The organism is Pseudonocardia sp. D17 (assembly GCF_036984265.1).
Lineage (GTDB): Bacteria > Actinomycetota > Actinomycetes > Mycobacteriales > Pseudonocardiaceae > Pseudonocardia > Pseudonocardia benzenivorans.
Map to the genome: position 1 here is coordinate 127,791 of NZ_BPRG01000113.1, position 10,354 is coordinate 138,144.

Sequence of the window (10,354 nt, forward strand, 5' to 3'; positions counted from 1 at the left end):
GCCCTCGGCTTCCTCGCGACGTTCCTGTTCGGCGGCCTCACCGGCATCCTGCTGGCCTCACCGCCGCTGGACTTCCACGTCTCCGACACCTACTTCGTGGTGGCCCACTTCCACTACGTGCTGTTCGGGACGATCGTGTTCGCGACGTTCTCCGGGATCTACTTCTGGTTCCCGAAGATGACCGGCCGGATGATGGACGAGACGCTGGGCAAGGTGCACTTCTGGCTGACGTTCGTCGGGTTCCACACGACGTTCCTGGTGCAGCACTGGCTGGGCAACGAGGGCATGCCGCGCCGCTACGCCGACTACCTGCCGACCGACGGGTTCACCACGCTGAACACGGTCTCCTCGATCGGCGCCTTCATCCTGGGCGCCTCGACGCTGCCGTTCCTGTGGAACGTGTTCCGTTCCTACCGCTACGGGCGAGTGGTGACCGTCGACGACCCGTGGGGTTTCGGGAACTCGCTGGAATGGGCCACCTCCTGCCCGCCACCGCGGCACAACTTCACCGAGCTGCCGCGCATCCGGTCCGAGCGGCCGGCGTTCGAGCTGCACTACCCGCACCTGGTCAAGCAGTTCCGCGACGAGGCGCACGCGGGGGGCCGGGCCGCGCCGTCGGAGCACGCGGCCCGGGGTACCCAGCGCGAACACCATCCCGGCGACGACGCCCGCAACCGCTGAGCCCGAACCGCCTCGCCAGGACCCCCGAGAGGACCCCATGGACGACGACCACGCCCGCACCCTGCTCCGCGAGGAGCTGCGCAGGATCGACCACGAGCTCGCCGACCGTCGCTCCGGCGGCCCGTTGCGGCCGGACGAGTCCGACCGGCGGGCCGTCGACGAGGCCGACCGTGCGTCGCGCGAGACCGAGACGATGGAGGCGGACCTGGCCGAGGGCACGTTGCGGACCCAGCGCCGACGGCTCGACGCGGCGCTCGACCGCCTCGAGCGGGGCGAGTACGGGCGGTGCACCGTCTGCGGGCGGGAGATCGACGACGAGCGGCTGAGCATCCGCCCGGAGACCGACCGCTGCCGCGACCACCCCGAGGAGCCGCGCTGACCAGGTCTACCGGGTCCCGGTCGGGAGCGTGAGGATCTCCGCGCCGTCGTCGGTGATGGCGATCGTGTGCTCGCTGTGCGCGGTGAGGCAGCCGGTCGCGCTGCGCAGCGTCCAGCCGTCGGCGTCGACGACGAGGTCGGCGGTGTCGGCCATGACCCATGGCTCGAGCGCCAGCAGCAGCCCGGGGCGCAGCGTGTAGCCGCGGCCGGGCCGTCCCGTGTTCGAGATGTGCGGGTCCTGGTGCATCGTCGAGCCGACGCCGTGCCCGCCGAACTCGGTGTTGATCGGGTATCCGGCCGCGCCCAGGACCGAGCCGATGGCGTGGGAGATGTCGCCGGTGCGCGCGCCGGGGACGGCGGCGGCGATCCCGGCGCGCAGCGCGCGCTCGGTCGCGTCGATCATCGCGGCACCGTCGGGCGTGGTCGTCGCACCCACGACGAAGCTGACCGCCGAGTCGGCGACGACGCCGTCCTTGGCGACGGCCAGGTCGAGCGACAGCAGGTCGCCGTCGGCCAGCGCGTAGTCGAAGGGTCGCCCGTGGAGCACGGCGTCGTTGACCGACGTGCAGATGTAGTGCCCGAACGGGCCACGTCCGAGCGACGGCGCGTAGTCGACGTAGCAGGACTCCGCCCCGGCCTCGATGATCATGGATCGGGTCCAGCGGTCGATCTCCAGGAGGTTGGTGCCCACTTCACAGCGGCTCCGCACGGCCTGCAGGATGTCGGCCACCAGAGCGCCCGCCCGCCTGGCGCGGGGCAGCCGGGTGGGGTTGAGGATCTCGATCATTCGACGCCTTACTCGCTGGCCTACTCGCTCCAATAAGTATCCCGTCCATGTTATCCCCGGTACTACAATCGGTGTCATGGTGAGGCTGCCGCTCACGCCTGCGGAGCTCGAGCGCGGGCAGCGCCTCGGCGCGCTGCTGCGGCGCGCGCGGGGCGAGCGTTCGATGCTCGGCACCGCGCTGGACGCGGGCGTGTCTCCGGAGACCCTGCGCAAGATCGAGTCGGGCCGCGTGGCCACCCCGGCCTTCCCCACCATCGCCGCGATCGCCGACGTCCTCGGCCTCTCCCTCGACGCGGTGTGGGCGGAGATCAACCGGGCCGACGCCGCCGCTCCGGCGCGGTCGGCCCACGAGCACCACGCGGGCGAGCGGCTGGCTCTGTAGCCGTCGGGCCGGCGATCAGCCAGGGGGCGTGTCGTCGAGCATGGCGGCCCGCAGCCGGGCGAGCGTGCGGCTGAGCAGCCGCGACACGTGCATCTGCGAGACGCCGAGTTCCTCCCCGATCTGGCTCTGGGTGCGGCCGCCGTAGAACCGCAGCAGCAGGATGCGGCGCTCGCGCTCGGGCAGTGCGGCGATCAACGGGCGCAGCGTCTCGGCGTCCTCGACGAGCTCGAGCTGGTGGTCGATCTCACCGAGCTGCTCGCCGGGCAGCCGCTCGTCCCCGGGTGCGGGGGCGTCGAGCGTCGCGGCCCGGTGGTTCTCCTCCGCGTGCAGCGCCTCCAGCACCTCCTCGATGTCGACGCCGAGCTCGCGAGCGAGCTCCGAGGGGCGCGGCGCGCGGCCCAACCGCTGGGCCATCGGCCCGTGGGCGGACCGGATCGCGACGGAGAGCTCCTTGAGCCGGCGCGGGACCCGCACGCTCCAGGACTGGTCGCGGAACCAGCGCAGCACCTCACCGCGCACGCAGGGCACGAGGTAGCCGAGGAAGTCGCCCTGGGCCCGCTCGGGGTCCCAGCGGTCGACCGCGCGCACGACCGCCTCCGACGCCGCCTGCCGCAGGTCCTCACGCGACCAGGGGGTGGCGGAGGCGTGCCGGCCCGCGATGCGTTCCGCGACCGGCAGGAACGTCAGGATCAGGTCGTCGCGCAGCGCGTCGCGGGCCGGATCGTCGGCCGGGAGCCGGGCGAGCCGGTGGAGCCGCTCGAGCTGGTCACCGAACTCGCCGTCAGGCCGGACGTCGGGATCGGCGCGGTGGGCGGGAAGTGTGCGCATACGCACCTCTCCACGAATCGACACTGGGAGAGGGCGGCGGTTTGCACCCAACGGCCGTGGCTGCGGCCGGACCTCCACGGTAGCGCGGTCGCGGCCCGTTCGCAGGGTGCGGAGGCGTCGTCACGGGCGGTCCCCCCGGGCGACGGGCTCGCTCAGCAGCGTCAGCCGGGTGCCCTCGGCGCCGGTGACGACCTCGACCGCCGGGCACAGCGTCTCGACCAGCGGCAGCCCGTTGCCGCGGCCGGGCTCCGGGCCCGCCGTGCGCCAGCGCCCGCGGTCGCTGACCACCACCCGGATCCGCTCGCACCCCGGGCTCACCACCTCGACGGCGAGCGCGATCCGCACCGGTCCCGGGGGTTCGATCGGGTAGGCGTGCTCGATGCTGTTGCTGACGATCTCGCTGACCGCGAAGACGATCGGCGACGTCGCCCCCCGCGGCCAGCGCACCGCCGTGAGCCACACCTCGACGGCATGCCGGACGAGGCCGAGCCGGTGCGGCTCGGCCTCGACCTCGAGCGTGCAGAAGAGCTCCATGGCCCGGCGCGGATGCGCGGACTGCTCAGCCGGCGGCGACCGGGAACCGCAGGACCGCGCCCAGGCCGTGCCGAAGCAGCGGTCCCGCCGGCCGCCCCTCGTCCTGCTCATCCGGGATGTCCGGGTCGAGCGGATCGCGCCGGTCCGGGCCCGCCGGTCCGGTCACGACGACGTCCGCATCCGTGACGACGGCCGCACGCAGCAACGCCGCGGCGACGGGAGCGCGGCCCGCCGGGGTGCTCCCGATGGCCGCGAGACCCGCCTCGTCGGCGGCGAGGGCGGCCGGGTCGGCTCCGAACCAGACCTCGTCGGCGGGTACGGCGGCCGGATCGACGAGCAGCGTCTCGACGGCCTGGGCGCGCGCGGCGGCGAGCACGTCGGCCTCACCGCTGACGGCGAGCCCGTCACCGTGCCCGGCGGCCCGGGCGAACCGGTCGAGCGCGGTGCGCCGCCGCAGCGCACGCACGTCGTCCTCGGCCCGGGCGACGGTGTCGGGCAGGTCCGCGCCGCGCTCCCCGCCGCTGTGCTCGATCTCGACGAGGACGTCGGTGCACCGCCGCGACAGCCGGTCGCGCAGCCGGGCCCGGGCGGGCGCGTCGCCGGTCAGGACCAGCACCTCCGCCCCGGTCCGCTGGACCGCCCGCTCGGTGGCCTCGGCGACGGCAGCGGTGTTGCGCCGCCAACTCTCCTCGACCCGCTCCTGCATCGACAGGTGCGACGCGCCGCCGGCGGGCACCTTGTGCACCGGCGTCTCGCCGCCGACGGTCACCGGGTCCTCGCCCGGGACAGCGATCTCGCCGCCCGTCTCGTGGACCTGGACCCGCACCGTCCGCACCGGCTCCGGCACCTCCGTCACGACGGCGAGCAGGTCGGGCAGGGGACCCCAGCGCGCGGCCGGTGCCGCCGGCGGCACCGGCGTGAGGCGGTCGACCAGCACGCCCGTCGCGTCGGCGACCAGCACCCGTCCCGCGGTGCCGTCGGGTGGTGGCGGACCGGCGAGCGCGGCCTCGACGGCCTCGCGCACGTCCTCCGGCGCGCCCTGGTCGGCGAGCGCGGCCCCGACCTCGCGGCGGCGCAGCCGATCCAGCTCGGCGGCGTCCTCGGTGTCGTGGGTGGCGTCGATCAGCACTGTCGCGAACGGTCCGGGCCGATCGCAGGCCGGGCGCAGCCAGTCGAGTCGCATCTGCTCACTTCCTGGGTCGCGGATGTTCCGTGACCTCTGCTGTACCCGCGACCGTGCTGCCGACACACCGGTCCGGGGCGGACCTCGCCCGCGGTCGCCGGCCTCGCCGGGGAGACCGCAGGAATGAACCGAGCCCGCCGGGGAACGCGGAGACCGCGGCCGCCACCGCGAGACCACCGGGAGCCCCGCGGCGGCGGCCGGACCTCTCGCGACGCGACAGGCGCGGCGGCGCCCACCGCCGGCTCGTGCCGTGCCGCGTCTCGACCCGGCGACACACCGGCCCGACCCGGAGGATCCGTGACCCACGACCAGTTCACCCCCGCAGACCCGACCGAGCGTTTCGCCGTGCCGGGCAGCGGCGACACCCCCGTACCCTGGCCCGGGCGCACCGACGAGATGGACGTCGTCCCCGACCACGGCGAGCGGACCTACCGCGGCACCGAGCGGCTCGTCGACCGTAAGGTCCTGCTGACCGGCGGGGACTCCGGGATCGGGCGGGCGGTGGCAATCGCGTTCGCGCGCGAGGGTGCCGACGTACTGCTCACCCACCTCCCCGAGGAGGCGGAGGACGCCGCCGAGACCGCGCGCTGGGTCGGCGAGGCGGGCCGTGAGGCCGTCACCGTGCCGGCCGACCTGCGTGAGGAACGGCAGTGCGAGGAGGTCGTCGCCCGCGCGGTCGAGGCGTTCGGCCGCATCGACGTCCTCGTCAGCAACGCCGCGTACCAGATGTCGCAGGACGAGGGCCTGACCTCGATCACGACCGAGCAGTTCGACCGCGTCATGCGCACCAACGTCTACGCGCTGTTCTGGCTGGCCCGGGCCGCCGTCCCGCACATGCCGCCGGGTTCGTCGATCATCACGACGTCGTCGGTGCAGGCGTTCTCCCCCTCGCCGCACCTGCTCGACTACGCGACGTCCAAGGCCGCGATCGTCAACTTCACCAAGGGACTCGGGCACAACCTCGTCGAGCGCGGAATCCGTGCCAACTCGGTCGCACCCGGCCCGGTGTGGACGCCGCTGATCCCCGCCACGATGGGCGCGGACAAGCTCGACTCGTTCGGCGCGCAGGCCCCGATGGGCCGCGCCGCGCAACCGGCCGAGCTCGCGCCGTTCTTCGTGTTCCTCGCCTCGCAGGAGTCGTCGTACATGACGTCCGAGGTGCTCGGCGTGACCGGCGGTTCCCCGATCACCTGAGCCGCCCACGTGCGGTGGATGGATCGGCGCCACGCGGGTAGGCGAACGACGTGACAACTGGCGTCGGGCAGGGCGGCGCGTTCGTCGACATCGACGTCGACGACGAGCAGGACATCATCGACCTCAACGTGACCTCGACCGTCCGGTTGGCCGAGCACGTCCTGCGCGACATGGTCTCCCGGGGTGAGGGGCGCGTGCTGGTCACGTCGTCGATCGAGGCGACCATGCCCGCGCTGATGCCGGGCCCGACCGAGACCGACTTCTTCCACCGCGCGGACGTGGACGACACCCGGGTCGGCGCGGTGGAAGGACGACCCGGCGCAGGTCGCCGAGCAGGGCGTCGAGGCGATGCTGTCGGGCCGGGCGAAGATCGTCGCAGGGTCCGTCGGCACCAAGGCCCAGGCGCCACCGGCAACGTGCTGCCCGACGGCGTCAAGGCCCGCATGCACCGGCGGATGGCCGAGCCCGGTTCGGCCCGGTGATCCCGGGGCGCTGATCCCGGGCGGTGAGCGGCGCGCTCCGGCGTCGCGGTCCGCCGCGCTAGCCGGGCGGTCGGGTCGTCCCCGGCGCCGCGGGACCGGGGTCGGGTGCCGACCCGGGGCGTGGGGCGTCGGCGACCCGGGGCCGGGGCGCCAGGAGCGTCAGACCGCCGACGACGGTCAGGATGCGCCGGACGGCGCCGTCCGGTGACGCCACGACGTAGAGGTTGTCCCCGCGGGCGCGCAGGTCGGCCTGCACCCGGCAGAGGTCGCGGGCGGCCGAGAGCCCGAGGAAGCGGACCCCCGTGAGGTCGAGGACGGTCCGCGACGCCGCGAACTCGTCGATCCAGTCCCGCAGCACCGGTCCGTTGATCAGGTCGATCTCCCCCACGCAGCGCAGCACCGTCAGCCGTGTCGACGGCCGGATCACCTCGACCCGCAGGCCGAGGGCCGAGAAGGTCTCCCCGTCGGGAGACCGGGGCGGCTGCGATGTCATGGGGTCCTCACACAGCAGTTGTCGACGGGCCGCTGCTGCCCTGCGCCGGCGCGGAGCCGCCCGCGGCCGGGAGGCGTCCCCCGGCCGCGGTCGCGGACATCAGCCGGTCGAACGGCCGCTCAGCCGGTCGCGGAGCCGGTCGACCAGCCCGACGCCGGGCCCGGCGAGCTTGTGGAAGAGCTCGGCGTTCGGCGCGTCGGGGTGTGGCCGCGTCGGCGCGAGCTTCTTGGCCGTCTCGACCTTGCGGCGCAGCCCGACCAGCGTCTCCTCGTCGAGCGCGGCCCGCAGCTTCGGGAACTGCTCCGCCTCCTCGTCCGACGCGTGGTGGCGCAGCGCGTCGGCCATGGCGGTGACGAGATCGTCGAACCGCGGGTCGTCGCCGCCGACGCCCTCGAGGTCCTTCATGATCCGCTCGAGACCCTCGTGCTCGTCCTTGTCGTGCGCGACGGTGTCGGCGCCGTCGCTCAGGTGCGAGCTCATGGCCGGGTAGACGTACATCTCCTCGGCGACGGAGTGGCGCACGACCTCGGCGATCACCGTGTCGGCAAGGTCGCGCCGCTCGGCGGCGTCGGTGGTGGCGCCGATGCGACCGAGCAGGTCGAGCGCCTCGTGGTGGTCCTGGGTGAGCGCGTCGACGACGTCGGGTGCGTGCCTGTCGGGGGTGGTGGTGTCGGTCATGTCTGCTCCAGTCGGTTCTCTGTCGCTCGGTTCCGTTCCGTGGCGCTCAGGCCACGTCGCGCTCGGCCCGTCGCGCCCGGCCCGTCGCGCTCGGCCCCTGACGCGACGCGGCGGCGCCCCGGCGTGCCTCAGTCGGGCGGCTCGGCGTCGGGCGCGTCCTCGGCGGTCCGCGTCGACGGGTCGGGGTTCTCGGCACGCCCGAACACCTCGTCCTCGAGACGGTCGACCGTCTCCTCGGTGTCCGCGGGCCCGTCGGGTCGTCCGGGTACCGGGGGGCCTGTCGTGTCGTCGGCGGTCTGCCTCTCCCGGGCGTTGTCCATCGACGTCACCTGCCTCGTGGTCGTGCGGCGGGCACGGCCGTGGCACCTCCCGCCGCTGCGGTCTCGTACGCACGAGGGCTACCCGCGACGGCGTCGTCGAATCGCGTGCGTGCGCCGCGATCCACCGGGTAGCCCCGGCGAACCGGCGCCGCGCGTCGCACGCACTCGAAGGGAGCTCCATGGCCGAGTCGACCACGCAGCGGACGGGACCCGCGCCCGTCCTGTGGATCCAGATCGGTGCGCTGGTGCTGGGCACCCTGATGTTCCTCTACGGGCTCGTCGGGTTCTGGCCGTCGTTCGCACCGGCCGGTCCGGACGGGCAGCAGTCGACGCTGCTCGGCATCGAGTGCAACGCGCTGCGCTGCGCCCTGCAGGTGCTGCTCGGCGTCATCGGGTGGGCGGCGGCGAGCCGGGCGCCTGCCGCCCGCGGCTACGGCTGGCTGCTCGCCGTCGTCAACGCGGTGTTCGTGGTCCTCGGCATCATCGGTGTCGCGAACCCGGACGCGGACCCGCTCGCCATGAACGTGCCCGCGGTGGTCGTCGCCGGTGCGTTCGCCCTGCTCGGCCTGGTGCTCGCGCTCGTCCCGCTGCGCCGCCAGATCCCGGGCGGCGACGACGTCCTCGCCGAGGACTGACTGCGAAACCGGGCACGGCACGTTCACGACCAGCAACAGCTGATGGTGCAGGTCTACGACAACGGCATGACCCCGCCTGCGGTGCCTCCTGAGCGTCGGTGCGCCTGATCCTTACCGGGACGGCGCTCGGTCGGGCGCGTCATGGGCGTGACGGGGACCGATGTCGACCGGATGGTCGATCGGCTCTTCCTGGGCCCAGAACACCGATCTCGTCGCGGCGCTGCCCTGCGTTCACAGCCACCCCTGCGGCGTGGCGGAGCGCCGGCCGTCGTTCGCCGTCGGCCTCGCCGGGTTCCCGGACCCCGCCCGGGGTTTGCAGGGCGGCCGGGCCAGGTAGGTCCGGGCATGACCGGCCCGCACGCCACGCCCCGGACCGTCCCCGCGCACGGGGACCCGCAGACGCCCGGCCCTTGCGCGCACAGCGTCACGACGGCGGTCCCGCCGCGTTGCCCGACGCGGACCCGGCTCTACCGCGACGGCACCCTCGTCGAGGAGGGTTTTCCGGCCGAACGCATCTCCGAGCAGCTCGCCGCCCACGACGACGCGGTCGTCTGGCTGGACCTGCACGATCCCGACGAGTCGGACCTCGCGATCCTCGTCGAGGAGTTCGGGCTGCACCCGCTCGCGGTGGAGGACGCGGTCGTCGACCAGCAGCGCCCGAAGGTCGACCGCTACAGCTCGCACCTGTTCGTCAACCTGTACGCGGTGGAGGTGCGCGACGCCGGCTGCGAGCTGGTGACCAGCGAGATGAGCGCGTTCGTCACCCCGCGAGCGCTGATCACCGTGCGCAAGGCCGACTTCGACATCGACGTCGTGGAGGCGCGCTGGGACGCCGCGGCCGATCTTGCGGGCAACGGCGTCGGGTTCCTCGTCCACGGCTGGCTCGACGCCGTCGTCGACGGGCACCACCAGGCCGCGCAGCGGCTCGACGACCTCGCCGACGAACTGGAGGACGCGCTCTTCGAGCCCGGCACCGACGTCGACGTGCGCCGTCGTGGTTTCGAGCTGCGCAAGAGCCTCGCCGGGCTGCGCCGCGTGACCGTTCCGATGCGCGAGGTCCTGGCCCGGGTGCTGCGCGACGACGAGCACATCCGGCTCGCCCGCCCGGCGATGGCGCCCTACTTCGAGGACGTCCACGACCACGCGCTCGGGACCGCCGAGACCGTCGACGCGACCCGCGACCACGTCGCGACGATCCTCGACAGCAACGCCACCGAACAGGGCAACCAGCTCAACGTCATCACCCGCAAGCTGGCCGCATGGGCCGCCATCATCGCGGTGCCGACGGCGGTCACCGGCTGGTACGGCCAGAACGTGCCCTACCCGGGCTTCGAGCAGCCGTGGGGCTTCGTCACCAGTACCGCGGTCATCGTCGTGCTGGCCGGGCTCGTGTACTTCTCGCTGCGGCGCAAGGGCTGGCTGTGAGCGTCCGGGGATGAACCGTCCGGCCACGGGTACTCCGTCGCCATGGCCGAGAACACCGAGAACGCTCCGCAGGACCAGCCGAGCCCGGCGACCCGCGCCGCGGCCGACCCCGACAACCAGACCGCCTCGGTGGAGGGCATGGCGGAGGTCCCGGGCGGGCCGCAGGTCGCGGTGCCCGGGGCGCAGGGCGAACCGTCGCCGGACGAGGCGAAGGACCCGCACCTCGAGGCCCGGGGCCGGGACTGACCCCGGACGGGGCCCGATGCCCCGGCACCGCTGTGCTCCGCGCCGCCGGGAACGGCCGCGGCGCCCGCGCTCCGAGCCGGGCGAACGCCTCGGTGGCGTGCCGGCGCA

General features: G+C 74.0%; 15 protein-coding genes. 8 read left to right on the plus strand and 7 right to left on the minus strand.

Annotated features, from left to right (window positions below):
* The coding region (locus PSD17_RS18750; RefSeq protein WP_339123840.1) for a cytochrome c oxidase subunit I at positions 1 to 681 on the plus strand (681 nt) is incomplete at its 5' end.
* Between the two features lie 37 nt (positions 682 to 718).
* Entirely contained in the window at positions 719 to 1,060 is a 342-nt protein-coding gene (locus tag PSD17_RS18755) for a TraR/DksA family transcriptional regulator (RefSeq protein ID WP_103381358.1), read from the plus strand.
* Between the two features lie 6 nt (positions 1,061 to 1,066).
* Here the strand turns inward: PSD17_RS18755 and map are convergent, their stop codons facing one another.
* A complete protein-coding gene (map, locus tag PSD17_RS18760; protein WP_339123841.1) occupies positions 1,067 to 1,846 on the minus strand; it encodes a type I methionyl aminopeptidase in 780 nt (259 codons plus the stop codon).
* Between the two features lie 76 nt (positions 1,847 to 1,922).
* Here map and PSD17_RS18765 point away from each other — a divergent pair, with 76 nt between their 5' ends.
* Positions 1,923 to 2,228 carry a helix-turn-helix transcriptional regulator gene (locus PSD17_RS18765; protein WP_013674485.1) on the plus strand — a complete coding sequence of 102 codons (306 nt, stop codon included), beginning with the start codon at positions 1,923 to 1,925 and terminating at the stop codon, positions 2,226 to 2,228.
* Between the two features lie 15 nt (positions 2,229 to 2,243).
* Here the strand turns inward: PSD17_RS18765 and PSD17_RS18770 are convergent, their stop codons facing one another.
* The 3 genes from PSD17_RS18770 to PSD17_RS18780 form a co-directional block, all read right to left on the minus strand.
* Entirely contained in the window at positions 2,244 to 3,056 is an 813-nt protein-coding gene (locus PSD17_RS18770) for a sigma-70 family RNA polymerase sigma factor (RefSeq protein WP_103381356.1), read from the minus strand.
* A gap of 120 nt (positions 3,057 to 3,176) precedes the next feature.
* A complete protein-coding gene (locus tag PSD17_RS18775) occupies positions 3,177 to 3,590 on the minus strand; it encodes an ATP-binding protein (protein WP_103381355.1) in 414 nt (137 codons plus the stop codon).
* A gap of 25 nt (positions 3,591 to 3,615) precedes the next feature.
* Entirely contained in the window at positions 3,616 to 4,773 is a 1,158-nt protein-coding gene (locus PSD17_RS18780; protein ID WP_103381354.1) for a baeRF2 domain-containing protein, read from the minus strand.
* Between the two features lie 297 nt (positions 4,774 to 5,070).
* Here PSD17_RS18780 and PSD17_RS18785 point away from each other — a divergent pair, with 297 nt between their 5' ends.
* The gene (locus PSD17_RS18785) at positions 5,071 to 5,967 is read left to right on the plus strand and encodes an SDR family oxidoreductase (protein WP_013674481.1); all 897 of its coding nucleotides are present in this window, start codon (positions 5,071 to 5,073) and stop codon (positions 5,965 to 5,967) included.
* Between the two features lie 50 nt (positions 5,968 to 6,017).
* Positions 6,018 to 6,449 (plus strand): SDR family NAD(P)-dependent oxidoreductase, encoded by a 432-nt coding sequence (locus PSD17_RS18790; RefSeq protein ID WP_049803380.1) that lies wholly within the window; start codon positions 6,018 to 6,020, stop codon positions 6,447 to 6,449.
* A 58-nt stretch (positions 6,450 to 6,507) separates the two neighbouring features.
* Here PSD17_RS18790 and PSD17_RS18795 read toward each other — a convergent pair whose 3' ends face one another.
* From PSD17_RS18795 to PSD17_RS18805, 3 genes are all read right to left on the minus strand, one after another.
* Complete coding sequence (locus PSD17_RS18795) at positions 6,508 to 6,942, minus strand: STAS domain-containing protein (RefSeq protein ID WP_339123846.1); 435 nt, start codon at positions 6,940 to 6,942, stop codon at positions 6,508 to 6,510.
* A 99-nt stretch (positions 6,943 to 7,041) separates the two neighbouring features.
* A complete protein-coding gene (locus PSD17_RS18800; RefSeq protein WP_339123847.1) occupies positions 7,042 to 7,620 on the minus strand; it encodes a hemerythrin domain-containing protein in 579 nt (192 codons plus the stop codon).
* Positions 7,621 to 7,748: 128 nt separating this feature from the next.
* Complete coding sequence (locus tag PSD17_RS18805; protein ID WP_013674479.1) at positions 7,749 to 7,940, minus strand: hypothetical protein; 192 nt, start codon at positions 7,938 to 7,940, stop codon at positions 7,749 to 7,751.
* Positions 7,941 to 8,119: 179 nt separating this feature from the next.
* Here PSD17_RS18805 and PSD17_RS18810 point away from each other — a divergent pair, with 179 nt between their 5' ends.
* From PSD17_RS18810 to PSD17_RS18820, 3 genes are all read left to right on the plus strand, one after another.
* Positions 8,120 to 8,575: a DUF4383 domain-containing protein gene (locus PSD17_RS18810; RefSeq protein WP_339123848.1), complete on the plus strand. Its 456-nt coding sequence runs from the start codon at positions 8,120 to 8,122 to the stop codon at positions 8,573 to 8,575.
* A gap of 345 nt (positions 8,576 to 8,920) precedes the next feature.
* Positions 8,921 to 10,000: a magnesium transporter CorA family protein gene (locus tag PSD17_RS18815; RefSeq protein WP_339123850.1), complete on the plus strand. Its 1,080-nt coding sequence runs from the start codon at positions 8,921 to 8,923 to the stop codon at positions 9,998 to 10,000.
* Positions 10,001 to 10,042: 42 nt separating this feature from the next.
* Positions 10,043 to 10,246: a hypothetical protein gene (locus PSD17_RS18820; RefSeq protein WP_103381347.1), complete on the plus strand. Its 204-nt coding sequence runs from the start codon at positions 10,043 to 10,045 to the stop codon at positions 10,244 to 10,246.
* Positions 10,247 to 10,354: the final 108 nt, after the last annotated feature.

Excerpts from the sequence above, each read along its gene's own strand:
- PSD17_RS18765 (WP_013674485.1), top strand. The coding sequence starts at position 1,923 with ATGGTGAGGCTGCCGCTCACGCCTGCGGAGCTCGAGCGCGGGCAGCGC.
- PSD17_RS18795 (WP_339123846.1), bottom strand. The coding sequence starts at position 6,942 with ATGACATCGCAGCCGCCCCGGTCTCCCGACGGGGAGACCTTCTCGGCC.
- PSD17_RS18770 (WP_103381356.1), bottom strand. The coding sequence starts at position 3,056 with ATGCGCACACTTCCCGCCCACCGCGCCGATCCCGACGTCCGGCCTGAC.
- PSD17_RS18805 (WP_013674479.1), bottom strand. The coding sequence starts at position 7,940 with ATGGACAACGCCCGGGAGAGGCAGACCGCCGACGACACGACAGGCCCC.
- PSD17_RS18755 (WP_103381358.1), top strand. The coding sequence starts at position 719 with ATGGACGACGACCACGCCCGCACCCTGCTCCGCGAGGAGCTGCGCAGG.
- PSD17_RS18780 (WP_103381354.1), bottom strand. The coding sequence starts at position 4,773 with ATGCGACTCGACTGGCTGCGCCCGGCCTGCGATCGGCCCGGACCGTTC.
- map (WP_339123841.1), bottom strand. The coding sequence starts at position 1,846 with ATGATCGAGATCCTCAACCCCACCCGGCTGCCCCGCGCCAGGCGGGCG.
- PSD17_RS18810 (WP_339123848.1), top strand. The coding sequence starts at position 8,120 with ATGGCCGAGTCGACCACGCAGCGGACGGGACCCGCGCCCGTCCTGTGG.
- PSD17_RS18820 (WP_103381347.1), top strand. The coding sequence starts at position 10,043 with ATGGCCGAGAACACCGAGAACGCTCCGCAGGACCAGCCGAGCCCGGCG.
- PSD17_RS18800 (WP_339123847.1), bottom strand. The coding sequence starts at position 7,620 with ATGACCGACACCACCACCCCCGACAGGCACGCACCCGACGTCGTCGAC.
- PSD17_RS18815 (WP_339123850.1), top strand. The coding sequence starts at position 8,921 with ATGACCGGCCCGCACGCCACGCCCCGGACCGTCCCCGCGCACGGGGAC.
- PSD17_RS18775 (WP_103381355.1), bottom strand. The coding sequence starts at position 3,590 with ATGGAGCTCTTCTGCACGCTCGAGGTCGAGGCCGAGCCGCACCGGCTC.